Origin of the sequence: Shewanella halotolerans (genome assembly GCF_019457535.1) — a bacterium.
Lineage (GTDB): Bacteria > Pseudomonadota > Gammaproteobacteria > Enterobacterales > Shewanellaceae > Shewanella > Shewanella halotolerans.
Genome location: NZ_CP080417.1, coordinates 2,559,581 through 2,576,549, shown reverse-complemented (window position 1 = coordinate 2,576,549; position 16,969 = coordinate 2,559,581). Strand labels below are relative to the sequence as shown.

14 protein-coding genes are annotated in these 16,969 nt (G+C 53.9%); 8 read left to right on the top strand and 6 right to left on the bottom strand.

The genetic code is table 11. The annotated features are described in order from the left end of the window. From K0H81_RS10990 to hyaA, 5 genes are read right to left on the bottom strand one after another with little or no spacing between them, the layout of a single operon-like run. Entirely contained in the window at positions 1-1,788 is a 1,788-nt protein-coding gene (locus K0H81_RS10990; protein WP_220058345.1) for a NiFe hydrogenase, read from the bottom strand. Then, positions 1,769-2,332, bottom strand: a complete 564-nt coding sequence (locus K0H81_RS10985; RefSeq protein WP_220058344.1) for a HyaD/HybD family hydrogenase maturation endopeptidase — start codon at positions 2,330-2,332, stop codon at positions 1,769-1,771. The genes K0H81_RS10990 and K0H81_RS10985 overlap by 20 nt, the downstream gene beginning before the upstream one ends. Before the next feature lie 11 nt (positions 2,333-2,343). Then, entirely contained in the window at positions 2,344-3,015 is a 672-nt protein-coding gene (gene cybH, locus K0H81_RS10980; RefSeq protein WP_220058343.1) for a Ni/Fe-hydrogenase, b-type cytochrome subunit, read from the bottom strand. A gap of 10 nt (positions 3,016-3,025) precedes the next feature. Then, positions 3,026-4,732, bottom strand: a complete 1,707-nt coding sequence (gene hyaB, locus K0H81_RS10975; RefSeq protein ID WP_220058342.1) for a nickel-dependent hydrogenase large subunit — start codon at positions 4,730-4,732, stop codon at positions 3,026-3,028. 4 nt (positions 4,733-4,736) lie between these two features. Next, positions 4,737-5,873, bottom strand: a complete 1,137-nt coding sequence (hyaA, locus tag K0H81_RS10970; protein WP_220058341.1) for a nickel-dependent hydrogenase small subunit — start codon at positions 5,871-5,873, stop codon at positions 4,737-4,739. A 342-nt stretch (positions 5,874-6,215) separates the two neighbouring features. Here hyaA and K0H81_RS10965 point away from each other — a divergent pair, with 342 nt between their 5' ends. The 7 genes from K0H81_RS10965 (at position 6,216) to K0H81_RS10935 (ending at position 15,132) form a co-directional block, all read left to right on the top strand. Continuing rightward, on the top strand, positions 6,216-6,632 hold the full coding sequence (locus K0H81_RS10965) for a CBS domain-containing protein (RefSeq protein ID WP_144199000.1): 417 nt from the start codon (positions 6,216-6,218) through the stop codon (positions 6,630-6,632). Positions 6,633-6,789: 157 nt separating this feature from the next. Then, positions 6,790-10,677, top strand: a complete 3,888-nt coding sequence (hrpA, locus tag K0H81_RS10960; RefSeq protein WP_220058340.1) for an ATP-dependent RNA helicase HrpA — start codon at positions 6,790-6,792, stop codon at positions 10,675-10,677. A 418-nt stretch (positions 10,678-11,095) separates the two neighbouring features. Beyond that, positions 11,096-11,254 (top strand): nitrate reductase, encoded by a 159-nt coding sequence (locus tag K0H81_RS10955; protein WP_011865566.1) that lies wholly within the window; start codon positions 11,096-11,098, stop codon positions 11,252-11,254. Positions 11,255-11,293: 39 nt separating this feature from the next. After that, the gene (locus K0H81_RS10950) at positions 11,294-11,551 is read left to right on the top strand and encodes a chaperone NapD (RefSeq protein WP_144199404.1); all 258 of its coding nucleotides are present in this window, start codon (positions 11,294-11,296) and stop codon (positions 11,549-11,551) included. A gap of 2 nt (positions 11,552-11,553) precedes the next feature. Next, positions 11,554-14,043 (top strand): nitrate reductase catalytic subunit NapA, encoded by a 2,490-nt coding sequence (gene napA, locus K0H81_RS10945; RefSeq protein WP_220060841.1) that lies wholly within the window; start codon positions 11,554-11,556, stop codon positions 14,041-14,043. A gap of 11 nt (positions 14,044-14,054) precedes the next feature. Beyond that, entirely contained in the window at positions 14,055-14,534 is a 480-nt protein-coding gene (locus K0H81_RS10940; RefSeq protein ID WP_220058339.1) for a nitrate reductase cytochrome c-type subunit, read from the top strand. Between the two features lie 10 nt (positions 14,535-14,544). Beyond that, on the top strand, positions 14,545-15,132 hold the full coding sequence (locus K0H81_RS10935; RefSeq protein ID WP_041511447.1) for a cytochrome c3 family protein: 588 nt from the start codon (positions 14,545-14,547) through the stop codon (positions 15,130-15,132). A 100-nt stretch (positions 15,133-15,232) separates the two neighbouring features. Here the strand turns inward: K0H81_RS10935 and K0H81_RS10930 are convergent, their stop codons facing one another. Beyond that, positions 15,233-16,153, bottom strand: coding sequence for a LysR family transcriptional regulator (locus K0H81_RS10930; RefSeq protein ID WP_220058338.1), 921 nt, complete (start codon positions 16,151-16,153; stop codon positions 15,233-15,235). A 302-nt stretch (positions 16,154-16,455) separates the two neighbouring features. Here K0H81_RS10930 and K0H81_RS10925 point away from each other — a divergent pair, with 302 nt between their 5' ends. Next, the gene (locus tag K0H81_RS10925) at positions 16,456-16,950 is read left to right on the top strand and encodes an excinuclease (protein WP_220058337.1); all 495 of its coding nucleotides are present in this window, start codon (positions 16,456-16,458) and stop codon (positions 16,948-16,950) included. Positions 16,951-16,969: the final 19 nt, after the last annotated feature.

Sequence of the window (16,969 nt, the reverse complement as noted above, 5' to 3'; positions counted from 1 at the left end):
TTATAGCCTGCGTTTCTTCAGCAGCAGGGCGCCGATAGCATGGTTGTTGCCATCGATCTCCAGCAGCTGGTTGTGTTTGAGGGGGAAGTTCTTGCCGACCCTTAGGGCGACCCGCTGACACAGCAGGGGGTTAACCCACTCGCTACCGGCCAGGGCCACCGACTTGACCCCAAGGTTGAGATCCAGATGTTCAATCCAGTTGGCCAGGTAGTCGGCGAAGGAGTCGTGCATGCCAAAGGCCAGTTTCTGGCTGTCTCTGTCGTCGGCCAGACGGAAGCTGATCAGGCTGCCCAGTGTCTTGCACCAGTTGAGGCTGCGGTAGGCTTCGCCGCGGGTGAGCGGATAGTCGATGCGTGGCGAGTTGCTGCCGCGATGGGCCATGGCAGCGGCCATCAGGGCGTCGTTGAGATCGCCTATGCTCAAGGAGCGGCTCTCGAGACCCAGGATCACCGCGCCTACCGCCCACAGGGCGCTTAAACTATGGCGCTCATTGGGGAGCTTAAGGTCCAGCAGCCTGAGATAATCTTCGGGATAACGCTGCTTAAACTTCTCCAGCACCTTGCGCTGGGGGCTCTGCTCTAGCTGATGGTATATCTCATAGCCGTTTTCAGGCAGCTCGGGCAGGGCGAAGAAACGCTCGGCCTCGCACTTGCTGTTTAAGGTGTAGATTTGTCCGCCATGGTCACGGCTGAGATAGATGATGGCGCTGTTCTTATCAAGGCCATGCTCGAGATTCACGCTGTGCAGGGCGCACAGGGCCAGGTCATCATCGCCTAAGATAGCGGCTGTCTTGGCGCCGTGGCGCGCTTTGACTTCACTGCCTTGTTCTAGCAGGTAGTGGCCGCCCTGTTTGTCGCTGTGGCTGGCGTAGTAATAGGTGTCCTTGCCGGCCAGCAGCACGGCATCATGTAGCGCCTGCTTGGGCGAGTCGATGCGCAGGCTGTTTGGCGCATTCGTGTGGATCTCGGCCCATTGGCCATCGATATAGGCAAGCGCCTCGCCCTGGGCGGGATCGGCTAAATAGACCCAATCTGTGCCGTGCTGGCGCAGATGCTCGGCCAGGATCACTAAGAGACGATTGTAGGCGAAGCAGAGATCGTACAGGGGCTGGGCGAGCTTTGGATGATCTTTGATGGGCCGTACGCAGATGAGTGGCTTCTCTATGCTCGACAGCGCCAACACCTGTGGATCGCTGAGGTGGAACTGGGCATTGAGGGTGTTGGGATTACAGATAAGCAGGCGAGGGCGCTGACTGTTTTTATTGGAACTGCTTTCATCGGGATTGTTGTCAATCGGGCTCAGGCTCAGCCTAATGCCGCCTGCCAGTTCGAGTTCGCCCTGGATCATCAGCTGCTGATACATGGCCTGAATGTCGCCAGCGGTCAGGCCGCGATAGTCTTGATGGATGCGGCGCTCGCCGTGGCAACAGTCACAGGCAAGATCCAGCTGGCCAAATTCTGGCGCCTGATTATCACCAAAGTGCGGCGCGCACTGCTGACAGAACTCCTGCACCAGTGGCTGGGTTGCCAAGGGGGCTTTGCTGCCGGTCGGCGCGTCGATCAGGGCGATGCGGGAATCGGTGAGCCATACGGAGATCAGAAAATCCTGGGCGATATCATCGGCCAGGCCTTCCAGCTCGCTCTGTTTGCCCTCGGCCTCGATAAAATAGGCGCCGCCCTGGTAACCGACATGGATATTTAGTTCACCATAATTTAGGTATCGGTTACATAAATGCGCGTAAAGCGGCACCTGCCGTGAGCAGGTAAATTCAAATTTGATTGTCTTCATCTAGGGTTACACCGCGCTTATAAGAATCTGGAATGAGCGTTTCAATAGCCAAGTCGTTGATCCGTTCGATCTCGAATCCGAGGGACTTGAAATGGGTGAGTATTGTCGTTTCCATCAGGGGAACGGTGGCGGTGACACGCGGGGTGAGCCCCAGTGTCATAGGTTCGAGTACGGTTGGCGTGCAGCCAAGTACGAAAGTTTTTGGTCTGTCTCCGACCATCTCCATCATGGTCAATGTCTGTAACATCTCCACCTCGTGTGCGCTTCCTTGCCAATCGATCTCGCTGGGAGCCTTGTCGAAATCGAAAAAATAGACCTCTCCTGGTCCGACGCCGTGGGCGTTTACCGTATCTACCACCACAAGATAGTCGTATTTACAGATGATGGGAATTAGCCCTTGGGCTAAGGTGCCACCATCCATCACATCGAGTTGATGCGACGGATGGCTAAAGCGAAAGTTTTCTTGCAGGTAATTGACAAAATGTACGCCGATCCCTTCATCGGCGTACAGCACATTACCAATACCGAGTAACAGTATTTTCATGGCGCCCTTATTTAGTGCTTCTTAGGATGGTAGTCATAGCCAGAGACGATGGAATCTACCGAATTATGTTTAAATCTGATGCCGGTCCAAACCGCCATATAGACGTGGATCACCACAAAGATAATAAACACCCAAGTAAAGTAATGGTGCCAGATCCTCAGCTGGGCCAGGCCGCCCATTGCGCCGGTCAACCAGGCCGCAAAGTCGCCTAACATGCCGCCAAGGCCGAGATGATATACGTTGGCGTACAGTGCCAGGCCTGTGATGCAGATTAACGCTGCGATCACTGATACGGCAAAGTAGGTGACAAACTGCAAGGGACCATATACACCTTTCTTGTCCAGGTGTCCCATCCAGAGATAGGACTTAAGCTGCACTATCCAGCTGTTGACGCTGGTGACGTCCTTAAAGGAACGTCGCTCTATGTCGCTCTTGCTGAAGAAGAACAGATAGGCCCTGGCAAGCGTGATGGCACACAGCACGAAGCCGAAGATCAGGTGGGCAAATCTTATCCACCCTTGTACCAACACATCCGTGCTGCTCGGCGCCACCAAAAACGGCCAGGCAATATAGAAGCCTGTGATGACAAGAACCAGTATGGAGAGCGCTCGCAACCAGTGAAAAATCCTGATCGCGGCGCTGAAGATAAAGGCTCTCTCATAGGGTACATTGGTTGTAGCCATGAGTTGCTCCTTAGTTATTGCCGTTTGGGTCGATACGGAACTCACCCAGATCCTGACCCTTATAGTCCATCACATGTACCGAACAGGCCATACATGGGTCGAACGAGTGGATGATACGTATCACTTCCAGTGGTTTGGTCGGGTCTTCCAGCTTGAGGCCCAATAGGGATGCCTCATAGGGACCGACCTTACCGGCGGCGTCCACAGGGCCAGCGTTCCAGGTAGTGGGCACCACTGCCTGATAGTTCTCCACCAGACCGTTTTTGATGCGGATCCAGTGGCTGAGCATGCCGCGCGGCGCCTCGATCATGGCGTGGCCCACATACTCCTTGCTTGGGTCGATCTCAGGCTGCACATAGGTGGCCTCATCCACAAGCAGGTTGTCGATCAGCGCATCGAAGGTTTTGAGGCCTTCTTCGGCCACGATAACGGTTTGCAGCATGCGCGCCGCAGTGCGGCCAAGCGTGGTAAATAGGGCTTCAACCGGTAGGCCAGTGGCTTCCAGCAGACCGTTCACCGCATCGACCACCACCTTGTTGCCGCGGGCATAGCTGACCAGCAGGCTAGAGAGTGGACCCACTTCGACTGGCTCGCCTTGATAGCGAGGTGATTTCACCCAGCTGTACTTGCCGTCGCCATCCAGTGTTGGCAGCTTACCGTAGACTGTGTCGCGCTCCACAAAGCCTGTGTAATTAGGGATTGTGGTGCCTTCATAAGGATGCTGTGGCTCGCTTGCGTCATACCAGGCGTGGCTCACATCTTCCTTGATCAGATCTGGATTGATGTCTGTGACATTAGCCAGATCGCCATTCATGATCACGCCCTGGTCAAACATGTACTGACCGTCGGCGAGGACGAAGTCGTTGGTTGCCAGGAAGTTCTTCACGTTGACGCCGCCCAGTACGCTAGGCTCGCCGCCGAAGGCTTCGGCCGCCATGACGATATCCGCCTTATAAGCGCGGTGAATAAAGTCGGTCACGATGGCGTGTTTCTGTTTCCACTCCTGCAGGCGGGCAGGGCTTAACATGTCACGCACCGAGGTAACACCACCGACCACCAGCGACTGAGGATGCGGCTGCTTACCACCGAAGATGGCTAGCATCTCGGCCGCAACGCGCTGTACTTCCAGTGCCTTGAGGTAGTGCGACAGGGCGATCAGGTTCTGCTCAGGGGTAAACTTATAGGTGCCGTTGCCCCAGTAAGCGTTGGCGAAGGGGCCAAGTTTACCGGTTTCGACGAAGCCCTTGACGCGCTCTTGTACCGCGCGCAGCTCACCCTCGCCGGCGGCGATTGGGTTGTGGGTATATTTCAGCGCCACCTGTGCGGCGGCGGCCGGATCGGCACTCAGCGCAGAGACCACATCCACCCAGTCCAGGCCGTGGAGGTGATAGAAGTGCACTATGTGGTCATGCATATAGAGCGAGGTCTGCATGAGCGAGCGCAGGTATTTAGCGTTAAGCGGGATCTTTACCCCTAAGGCGTTCTCTACCGCCTCGGTACCACAGCGATAGTGTGAATAGGTACAGACACCACAGATACGCTGTACGATAAGGCCCACATCCATCGGAGTGCGTCCCTTGAGGATCACCTCGATGCCACGCCATAGGGTGGAGGAGGACCAGGCTTTTTGAACAACATTATTTTCGTCGACTTCGACCTCGATGCGCAGATGGCCTTCGATTCGAGTGATAGGGTCGATAACTACACGTTTGCTCATTGAATTAGTCCTCCTTCGAATTGGCAAATACGCTGGCAACAGCATGAGCGCCGATACCTACAGCTGTGGCACCCAAGATCACTGCGCCGACGGTATCGGCCGTTGCGTCCAGCCCGTGAAGGAGCTGTCTGCCAAGGGGTTTTTCAAAGTCGGCCATGTCGTCCCAGAAGTTAGGCTCGGAGCAGCCCATACATCCGTGACCCGCAAGCACCGGCCAACTGGTGTGGTGATTGAATCTTTCTGTGGGGCAGTTGTTATAGGTATAAGGCCCTTTACATCCCACTTTATAGAGGCAGTAGCCCTCTTTCGCGCCTTCATCGCCAAACTGCTCGACAAATTCGCCCGCATCGAAGCGGCCGCGACGTTCACAGTTATCGTGTACCCGTGCGCCGTAGGCCCACTTAGGACGGTTAAACATGTCCAGCGCAGGCAGTTTGCCGAACATGATGAAATACATCAGGGTGCCAACAATGTTCTTTTCACTTGGTGGGCAGCCACCTAAGTTAACCACTGTCTTATTCACTACCTTATCGACGCCCTTGGCACCGGTTGGGTTAGGAGCGGCGGCCTGCACGCCACCGAAGGAGGCACAGGTACCGACAGAGACGATGGCGGCAGCGCCTTCGGCCGCATGCTTGATGATCTCAAGGCCGGTGTGACCCTTACAGCCAACGGTCAGGAAGGCACCGTTGTTTGCTGTGGGGATAGCCCCCTCGACGGCCAGCAGGTAGTTACCCTTGTAGGTTTCCAGCGCGTGTTCCAGGTTTTCTTCGGCTTGCCAACCGGCTGCAGCCATCAGGGTTTCATGGTATTCCAATGAAACATGGTCGAAGATCAGCGAGTCGAGGTTAGGGGTGTCTGCACGCACCAGAGATTCGGAGCAGCCAGTACATTCGGCCATGTGCAACCAGATCAGTGGTACGCGGTCCGCCAATTCGGCGGCTTCAGCGACCAGTGTGCTAAAGGGAAGCGGCAACGCCAGCATAGCGGTGACGGCGGCGCTCCATTTCATAAAGTCTCGGCGGGTGATTCCATGCTCTTCCATCTTGTCTTGCAATGTCTGAGCATGACGAGGCGCCAAGCGACGTAACTCTTCGAGGCGTGCTTGGCCTTGTTGATATAAGGCGGCATGTGTGTCCATGGTTAACCCTTTGTTTTCATTTTGATGCGAAAATGTAGTGGCACGATTCAGTAACTAAGTTTAGGCCTCAAATTCGGCGCGAATGTTGATGTATGTCAACATTTATAAACCTTGTGATCCGCAGGGGCATTCCACCTTCTATAGCTATGAGCTGGATCAAGTTTATTTAAAAATATGGGTCAAAATGTCCCACTTTTTGACGGCACTTGATCCGCTTCAAACTTTACGTCTGTTGCATAAATATTTGTTTTGTATGCTTATAAATAAAATTGGTTAAAACTTCGGCTTTTTAGACCAACCTTAATTACACTTAAGGTGCGGACACGATTAAGGAGTCAGAATATGGAATCGATGAAAGTCGTTGATTATATGGACCGCCAGCCGGTGTTATTACAGGCAGACATGACACTGGCGGCCGCGGTCGAGAAGCTGCTCTCACAAAAAAAACTAGGCGCAGCCGTGGTCGATGCACAGGGTCATTTAGTGGGTTTTTTGTCGCAACAAGATTGTTTAGCCGTGATGCTTAAGAGTACCTATCACTGCGATCTCACCGCCAACGTGAGTGACTGCATGCGCACCGATGTGCTCACCGTCACCAAGGATGAGCCCATCATCAGTTTGGCGGAGCAGATGCTGCTGCCCAAGCCTAAGATCTATCCTGTGATCGACCAGGGCAGGGTGGTCGGCATCATAGACAGAAATGCCGTACTAAGGGCGATCAACACCTCTATGCAGGAGTGTTATCTTAAACCTGCCTAAGTCAATGCTTATGTTCACCTTTTTATCGACAATACCCTGTGGTGTCTGTCGATAATAAAGGTGAACAAATTCGCCGGTTTGAGGCGATTTTCCATATCAAAATGACGCGTTCCTTGGTAGGATCCCTGCTTTGTGTTTTGCTATATGGGTTTTTCCTTTGAATTCGCCACGTCACCCCCTGTCTCATGCCTTCCTCAACCAGTGTTTTCAGGCCGATGCCTCTCGCATCAAGCGCCGCCTTCATAGACTGAAAAAACAAGCCGATGGCGAGCAGAAAGATGAGGCGCTGGCCCAGTTAGAAGAGCAGGCCATTGCCGCCGCGGCCAAGGTGGAGAGCCGCAGGCAGAATCGCCCTGAGATCAACTATCCTGACGCCTTGCCCGTGTCGCAAAAGCGCGGCGAGATAGCCGAGGCGATCGCCAATAACCAGGTGGTGATTGTGGCCGGTGAGACAGGCTCGGGTAAGACGACTCAGCTGCCGAAGATCTGTCTCGAGCTTGGCCTGGGCACCCGCGGTCTGATTGGCCACACCCAGCCAAGACGACTGGCCGCCCGCAGCGTGGCGACTCGTGTGGCCGAAGAGTTAAACAGCCCACTGGGCGAAGTGGTAGGCTTTAAGGTGCGTTTCGCCGATGCCATCAAGCCGACCTCTTACATCAAGCTGATGACAGACGGTATCTTGCTGGCGGAGCTGAGTTCAGACAAATACCTGGATCAGTACGACACCATCATTATCGATGAGGCCCACGAGCGAAGCCTGAATATCGATTTCATCCTGGGTTACCTCAAGAGCGTGCTCAAGCGCCGTCCGGATCTCAAGGTGATCATCACTTCGGCCACCATAGACGTGGAGAGATTCTCTAAGCATTTCAATAATGCGCCTGTGATCGAGGTGTCGGGCCGTACCTATCCGGTGGAGACTCGCTACCGTCCGCTGGTGGGCGAACAGGAAGAAGACTTAGATCTCACCGATGGCATCTTTGCCGCGGTGGAGGAGCTGATGGCCGAGGGGCCGGGGGATATCCTCATCTTCCTCAACGGCGAGCGCGAGATCCGTGACCTGGCAGATCAGCTCAACAAACAGCAGTATCGCGACACAGAAGTGTTACCCCTGTATGCGCGTCTCTCCTATGGTGAGCAGTCCAAGGTGTTCAAGAGTCATCGCGGACGCCGTATCGTGCTGGCCACCAACGTGGCGGAAACTTCGTTGACGGTTCCCGGTATCAAGTATGTGATCGACCCGGGTACGGCGCGCATCAGCCGCTACAGCTATCGCACTAAGGTGCAGCGCCTGCCGATCGAACCTATCTCCCAGGCGAGCGCCAACCAGCGTCAGGGCCGTTGTGGCCGCGTGGCGCCGGGGATCTGTATTCGTCTCTACGATGAGGCGGACTTTAACAATCGCCCCGAGTTTACCGATCCCGAGATCCTAAGGACCAACCTGGCCTCTGTCATTTTGCAGATGCTCTCCATCGGCCTTGGTGACATCGAAGGCTTCCCCTTTATTCAGCCGCCCGATGCCCGCTATATCCGCGACGGCTTCCTGCTGCTGGAAGAGCTGCAATCGGTGAGCAAACACAAGGGGCAGCTGCAACTCACGCCACTTGGCCGTCAATTGGCGAGTATTCCGGTGGATCCGCGCCTGGCGCGCATGGTGGTGCAGGCCAAGGAATATGGCTGTCTGCATGAGACTCTGGTGATCACCGCAGGCTTGTCGATCCAAGATCCCCGCGAGCGCCCAATGGATAAGAAGCAGGCCGCCGATGAGGCCCACAGACGCTTCAACGATAAGGACTCTGACTTCATCGCCTGGGTGAAGCTGTGGGATCACATCAAGGAGCAGCAGAAAGCCCTGTCCGCCAGTCAGTTCCGCAAGCTGTGTAAGCAGGAGTTTCTCGCCTATCTGCGCGTGCGTGAATGGCAGGATCTCTATACTCAGCTGCGACAAGCGGTGCACGACCTCAAGTGGAAGCTCAACAGCGAGCCCGCCGATTATGAGCTGCTGCATAAATCTTTGCTGACCGGTCTGCTGAGTCATATCGGCTTCAAGGATAAGGACAACGAGTATCTGGGGGCGCGCAACCGCAAGTTCTTCGTTTTCCCCGGCTCGCCCTTGGCTAAGAAGGGGCCTAAGTGGATCATGGCCGCCGAGATGACCGAAACTTCGCGTCTGTTTGCCCGCTGCTGCGCCAAGATCCAGCCGGAATGGGTCGAGCCGCTGGCCGGCCATCTGGTGAAGAAAAGCTATGTAGAGCCCCATTTCGAAGCCAAGCAGGGCAGTGTGGTGGCGCTGGAGAACCAGCAGCTCTACGGCCTGACCATAGTTAATCGCCGCCGGGTGCAGTATGGCCCGGTAGAGCCGGTGGAGGCCCGCGAGATCTTCATTCGCAGCGCCCTGGCCGAAGGGGAGCTGCGCACCAAGGAGGCGTTTTTCGTCAACAACCGCGCCCTGATTGACGATATCGAGGCGCTGGAACACAAGTCCCGCCGCCGCGACATCTTGGTGGACGAGCAGGCGCTGGTGGATTTCTATGAGGCGCGCATCCCCGAGGGGATCTACAACGCCCCTAAGCTGCTGACTTGGTGGAAGCAGGAGAAGAAGCGTCAGCCGCATCTGCTGGACTTTGAACGTGAGCAGCTGATGAAGCGTAGCGACGAACATATCTCGGCGCTGGACTTCCCCGACAGCTGGCATCAGGGCAACTTTAACCTGCCGCTGAGTTATCACTTCGAGCCGGCGGATGCAGATGACGGCGTGTCGGTGCATCTCCCCGTCGCGCTGCTTAATCAGATAGAGGCCCAGGGCTTCGACTGGCTGGTGCCTGGCCTGCGTGAAGAGAAGATCACCGCGCTTATCAAGTCCCTGCCTAAGACATTGAGACGTAACTTCGTGCCGGCGCCGGATTATGCCAGGGCCTGCCTGCAGGCGATGGCTAATACTAACAGCAGTAGTGAGATGAGTCTGCTGGATGCCATGTGTAAGCAACTGCTGCGCATGAGCGGCGTGCGTATCTCGGTTGATGATTTCGACCTCTCGCAGCTCGCGCCCCATCTGCTGATCAACTTCAAGGTGGAGGATGACAAGGGTAAGTTGATCGCTCAGGGCAGGGAGCTTGAGCAGCTAAAAGATAAGCTTCAGGGCAGGGTAACCCAGGCGATTCGCAACGTCGCCGAGAGCGGCATAGAGCAGAGTGAACTGACCCAGTGGAGCTTTGGTGACCTGCCAAAACAGTATGAGAAGAAGCGGGGTAACTTCCAGGTGAAGGCTTTCCCTGCGCTGGTGGACAACAAAGACAGCGTGGCCATCAAGCTGTTTGATGACGAGCATGAGGCCGGCCGCTGCCACAAGGCGGGCCTGCAGCGTCTCTTGCTGCTCAACATGCCATCGCCGGTGAAACACCTGCAGAACACCCTGCCCAACAAGGCCAAGTTGGCCATGTACTTCAACCCCTTTGGCCAGGTGCAGTATCTGATCGACGATATCCTGTCGGCGGCGGTGCAGCAGCTGCTGGATGAGAAGGGCTTAGATGTGCGCAGCGCCGAGCAGTTCGAGCAGGCTAAAGATCTGGTGCGTCAGGATCTCAACCCCACGGCGGCCAAGATCGCCCTGCAGGTGGAGGAGATCTTGACCCTGTATCAGAAGGTGAAGAAACGCCTTAAGGGCAAGATCAGCCTGGATATCGCCTTCGCCATGAGCGACATTCAGACCCAGCTGGATAACCTGGTGTTTAAAGGCTTTGTCGAGCAGTGTGGTTGGCAGCGACTTTCTGATTTAATCCGTTATATCAAGGCGATAGATAATCGTTTAGATAAGCTGCCCGTTGATCCTAACCGTGACCGCCTGCACCTGCACAGCATCAACAATGTGCAACAGACCCTGGCTGCCCAGCTGGTCAAGGTGCCCCGCAGCGCGGCCGTGCCCGAGGCGCTGCAGGAGGCTCGCTGGATGATAGAGGAGTATCGTGTCTCCTGTTTCGCCCAGGTGTTAGGTACCGCCTATCCCATATCGGAGAAGCGTATCCTCAACCGCATCGCCGAAGCCTGATTGTTGTCATAAAGACTGAAGAAGCACCCGCAACGGGTGCTTTTTTTAACCCCACAAAATTCCCCTCTACCCCCATTGATATATTTTTACGATTTAGATCACATTTTGACTTACGAAATCGCCATTTTATGACTATGTTTTAGTTGTTCATGAATAGCTAATTTATTCATTTTGTTGCTTTCTCAATCGAAATACGTGTCTAGGAGAGGTGATCTGGGTTTTATCTGTGACAAAAGGATGATCCAGATCAAACCTGCATGAAATTTACCGATTTAGGGGTATACAGAATGTTAAGAATTTATTGATACCATAAATAACAGGAAGAAAAGTATGGTTATAGCGTTTGATTGCTCTATATCAACCACTGACTAACCAACTTTATCTGCTATGAAAACCGGCATGACCCGTTGGAGGATGCATGAGTTCCACACCTAATGAAGAGAAAAGTTTAGAGCTAAAAATATTTGTGTTTCTAACCGTTTTTCTTGCTCCCCTGCTGTCAGTGTTACTCGTTTCTGGTTTGGGCTTCGCTATCTGGTTTAGTCAGATATTTACCGGCCCGCCAGGTGCAGGTTAACCCACTGTATTCGAACAATTATTAAGAGTGTAAATGTCAATGAGCAATGAACTTCACGTCACCAGTTTAGTGGTTCAGGTTAAGCCTGAGTTTATGTCCAGTGTCAGACAGACAATCATGAAGATGGAAAATGCTGAGTTGTCTGTAAACGATGAGGTCAAGCTGGTTGTTGTGCTGGAAGGCATGACCCAGAAGGGCCTGATGGCTGACATTGAGACGATCAACAAGATTGAGGGCGTGCTGTCCGCAGCCATGGTGTATCACCAGAGTGAAGTGCTTGAAGAGGTTGAAAAATGAAGATGAATCGACGCGAATTTATGAAGGCAAATGCGGCCATGGCCGCTGCCTCAGTGGCTGGTTTGGCCTTGCCTGCAACGGCAAGCAACCTAATTACCAGTTCAGAGCAGACTAAACTTGAGTGGAACAAGGCGCCATGTCGTTTCTGCGGTACAGGTTGTTCGGTCATTGTCGCGACACGCGACGGCAAGGTAGTTGCGACTCACGGCGATGCCGAGAGCGAGGTAAACCGTGGCCTGAACTGTATCAAGGGTTACTTCCTGTCTAAGATCATGTACGGCAAGGACAGACTCCAGACCCCTATGCTACGTATGACCAATGGTAAATACGACAAGCATGGCGAATTTACCCCGGTGAGCTGGGACACTGCCTTCGATACCATGGCAGAGAAGTGGAAAGCCACCATTAAGAAGAAGGGCCCAACCGCAATCGGTATGTTCGGCTCAGGCCAGTGGACAGTATGGGAAGGCTACGCCGCCTCTAAATTGATGAAGGCCGGTTTTGGCTCTAACAACATCGACCCTAACGCCCGTCACTGTATGGCGTCTGCGGTAGGTGGCTTCATGCGTACCTTCGGTATCGATGAGCCTATGGGTTGTTACGATGACATGGAAAACGCCGATGCCTTCGTGCTCTGGGGTTCTAACATGGCCGAGATGCACCCCATCCTCTGGAGCCGTGTTACCGACCGTCGTCTGAGCGCGCCACACGTTAAGGTGTCTGTGCTATCGACCTTTACCCACAGATCTTTCGACCTGGCCGATCTCGGTATCGTCTTCACGCCGCAGACCGACCTGGCTATTCTGAACTTTATCGCCAACTACATCATTCAAAACGATGCGGTAAACTGGGATTTCGTCAACAAGCACGTTAACTTCCGCAAGGGTGAAACCGACATCGGCTATGGCCTGCGTCCAAGCCATCCGCTGCAGCAGAAAGCCAAGAACGTTAAGACGGCCGGCAAGTCTACCCCAATCGAATTTGACGCCTTCAAGGCCTTCGTTGCCGATTATGACGTGGCTTCTGTCAGCAAGCTTTCTGGCGTGCCAGAAGATAAGCTGATTGAATTGGCGAAACTCTACGCCGATCCAAATACCAAGGTGACCTCATTCTGGACCATGGGCTTCAACCAACATACCCGTGGTGTGTGGTGTAACAACCTGATTTATAACATTCACCTGCTAACAGGTAAGATCTCGACGCCGGGTAACAGCCCATTCTCGCTGACCGGTCAACCTTCTGCCTGTGGTACCGCCCGTGAAGTGGGTACCTTCTCACATCGTCTGCCTGCAGACCTAGTGGTGAATAATCCTGAGCACAGAAAGATTGCCGAGAAGATCTGGAAGATCCCAGATGGCATCATTCCGCCTAAGCCTGGCTACCACGCGGTAGAGCAGAATCGTCGTCTGAAAGATGGTGATATCAATGCCTACTGGGTACAGGTAAACAACAACATGCAGGCCGGTCCTAATATCAACGAGGAAGGTCTACCTGGCTATCGTAACCCAGAAAACTTCATCGTGGTGTCTGACGCCTACCCAACGGTGACCACACAGGCCGCCGACCTTATTCTGCCAACCGCCATGTGGGTGGAGAAAGAGGGCGCCTATGGTAACGCCGAGCGTCGTACCCAGTTCTGGCATCAGATGGTGAAGGCACCGGGCGAGTCTCGCTCAGATCTTTGGCAGTTGATGGAGTTCTCTAAGCGCTTCACCACAGACGAAGTCTGGCCAAAAGAGGTGCTGGCGGCGAACCCTGAGTACAAGGGCAAGACGCTGTTCCAGGTACTCTACCAGAACGGTAACGTAGATAAGTTCCCACTGGAGCAGGCCGATCCTAAGTATATGAACGATGAAGCCAAGCACTTTGGTTACTATGTTCAGAAGGGGCTGTTTGAAGAGTACGCTACCTTCGGTCGCGGTCATGGCCATGACTTGGCTGACTTCGATACCTACCATGAGGTGCACGGTCTGCGCTGGCCTGTGGTTAACGGTAAAGAGACCAAGTGGCGCTTCCGCGAAGGCAGCGATCCTTATGTGAAACCAGGTACTGGCTTCCAGTTCTACGGTAAGCCAGATGGTAAGGCGGTTATCTACGCACTGCCATACGAGCCTGCCGCCGAGTCGCCAGATGAAGAGTTTAACCTCTGGTTATCGACCGGTCGTGTGCTGGAGCACTGGCATTCAGGTTCTATGACCCAGCGTGTGCCTGAGCTGTATCGCGCCTTCCCGGATGCCGTTTGCTTCATGCATCCAGAAGACGCCAAGAAACGCGGCTTGCGTCGCGGTGATGAGGTGAAGGTGGTGTCACGCCGTGGTGAGATCAAGACACGCGTCGAGACCCGTGGTCGTAACAAGCCGCCTGTCGGTCTGGTCTTTGTGCCTTGGTTCGACGCCAGCCAGCTGATTAACAAGGTGACGCTAGATGCGACGGATCCTTTGTCTAAACAGACTGACTTTAAGAAGTGCGCAGTTAAAGTAGTTAAGGCATAAGGAGAATCACCATGAAATCATTGAAACTTGTAACCTTGGCGACTCTGGTGACTCTCTCTGTCGGCGCGACTTTTAGCAGCATGGCTGCCAGCGTGCCCGATGAGAAGGTTGCCACCCTCAGGCAGGCGCCGCTCGACACTAACCCGACGCCGCCTGTGATGCAGAAAGTGCGTAACACAGACGTTAAGCAGGTGCGTAACTATCCGATGCAGCCGCCGGTGATCCCCCATAAGATCGACGGCTATCAGATAGACCTGAAGGTGAATAAGTGTATGTCGTGCCACGCCCGTAAGCGTGTTGGCGACTCACAGGCACCTATGGTGAGTGTGACCCACTACATGGACAGGGAAAATAACTTCTTAGCGGATCTTTCTCCACGTCGCTATTTCTGTACTCAGTGCCATGTGCCACAGCTGGATGCAAAAACCTTGGTAGGTAATGACTTTATCGATATCGACCACTTGATTAAAGCTGAAGCAGCTAAGCACTAGGAGCGGCCGTATGTTAGATAAGTTGAAAAAAATCTGGCAGGTGTTAAGAAAACCCAGCGTGCATTTTAGCTTAGGTTTTCTTACCTTAGGCGGCTTCGTCGCGGGGGTGATCTTCTGGGGGGGATTCAACACCGCCCTGGAAGCCACCAACCAAGAAGCCTTCTGTATCGGCTGTCACGAGATGGAAAATAACGTGTATCAGGAGCTGAAGTCGACGATACACTTTACCAACCGCAGTGGTGTGCGTGCGACCTGTCCGGATTGTCACGTGCCTCATAACTGGACAGATAAGATAGCCCGTAAGATGCAGGCCTCGAAAGAGGTGTGGGGTAAGATATTCGGCACCATCAACACGCGTGACAAGTTTGAGGCCAAGCGCCGTGAACTGGCAGAGCATGAATGGGCACGACTCAAGGCCAACGATTCGCTTGAATGTCGTAACTGCCACAATTTCGACTACATGGACTTTACTCGTCAATCGACACGTGCGGCCAATATGCACTCCACATCATTGGCCAGCGGCGAGAAGACCTGTATCGATTGTCATAAGGGTATTGCTCACCACTTACCTGATATGAAAGGGGTCGAAGGCTTCTAGTTAAGCCTGCTAGTTGGGCATTAGCGCTTTAGACGCCATCTCCAAGTAAAAACGCCAGCATTCATCTCGCTGGCGTTTTTTTATCTTTTTTTCTCGAAGCCTAGGACTGCACCGAGTCGATGATCAGCTCCCTGAGCCAGCGGTGGCTGGGGTCGAGATCGAAATGCTTGTGCCAGAGCAGCAGATAGGTGCCGGGTACCATCTGTGTGGGGATCGGCAGTGATACCAGCTTAAACTGCCCCATCATCACCTTGGCGTATTTGGCGGGCGAGCAGAGGATGAGGTCGCTCTGCTCGCACAGCTGCATGGCGCTGTTAAAATCGGTGAGGTTGACCGCAATATCCCGCTTGAGGTGCTTCATCTGCAACACATCATCCAGCAGCCAGTGGGAGATACCGCCGAAGGTGACCTGTATGTGGCGATATTTGAGGAATGTATTGAGGTTCCACTCTTCATCAAGCAGCGGGTGTCCCTCGCGTACCAGACAGAGGGAGTGATCCCGGGTCAGCTCGACGTAGCGCAGGGCGCTCGGCAGATTATTAACATGCTGCAAAGAGCGATCATCCCACTCCCGGCAGGCGATCCCCAGATCGGTATCGCAGCGCAGCAGCCGCTCCATGCTCTCATTGTGCCAAGTCTGACTGTCTATGGTGATCTTTGGTGCCTGCTTGAGCAGCTTAGGCATGAAGTGTGGATAGGTCAGCGAGTAAGCGGTCTCTACTAATTCGAGCCGAAAGCGTCTGTGGCTCTTGGAGGGATCGAAGTCGCTGGGTCGGGTGAGGGAGGAGACCTGACTCAAGATCTGACGGATCTCCGGCCCCAGCTGTTTGGCCTTAGGTGTTGGACGCAGGCCGTGAGCGGTCCGCTCGAACAGCTGATCGTCGAATGAGTCTCTGAGTTTGTTGAGCTGTTTGCTCACCGCTGATTGGCTTAGGTGCAGGCGCTCGGCGGCGGCTGTGACGCTCTGCTCTTCCAGCAACACCTCTAGTAGGGGAAGCAGGTTAAAGTCGAATGCTTTCAATGGGAATTCCGGTAGAGGATGGCTTTAACTGCTGCCATGATAGCCAGCTGGCAGGTTTTTAGGTAGCCCTATCTCAAAGTTTGCCATTGGCTATTTACCTTTAGCCATGGAGTTGGTTATGCTCGGCGATTCCCACGGTGTTTGCCTTTGGCTCTTTATGCCTAATCTGGAATTATTCTGGCGCTGTGGAAATAAGTTGGACGCTGACCTATTGTCGGTCTGGTAATGTTAATGGAAGTGCTAGTTTGAACTAGTGCGCGGCGTGAGGATTCGCTCATGCCAAATCAACGGAATTTGTAAAGATGAAAAAGATACTGCTTGTAGGTTTGACCTCTCTGACCTTGTGTTCTCCGCTGGCCTTTGCAAGAGATGATGTCGGCAACTATAACATCGCCTCGGTACTTAATTCAGATGCGGCCAAGGCCAAGCTGGGCAGTGATGTCAGCTTCTACTTTGGCGAGCAGGCCTATGGTGAGCCGCTGCAGAAACTGGGTGAGCTGAAGACCAACAAGAAGACCAATGCGTTTAATAAGTCAGATCAGGAAGCCTGCGAATGGGTCTTCCTATCGGCGATGATCGCCCTTAAAAATAGCGCGCTGAAACAAGGCGGTAACGCCATAGTGAATATCAAGTCTAACTATAAGAACAACCTGACCTCGAGTGAAGAGACCTTCCAGTGCGGCGCCGGTGCCCTGATGGCGGGCGTGGCGCTGACCGGTGAGGTGGTTAAGCTGGCCGAGAGTGCTAATTCTGATAGTGTTAGCCCCGAGAATGTTAGTCCCGAAAGCGTTAAATAAATCGTTTGATATCCAAGGG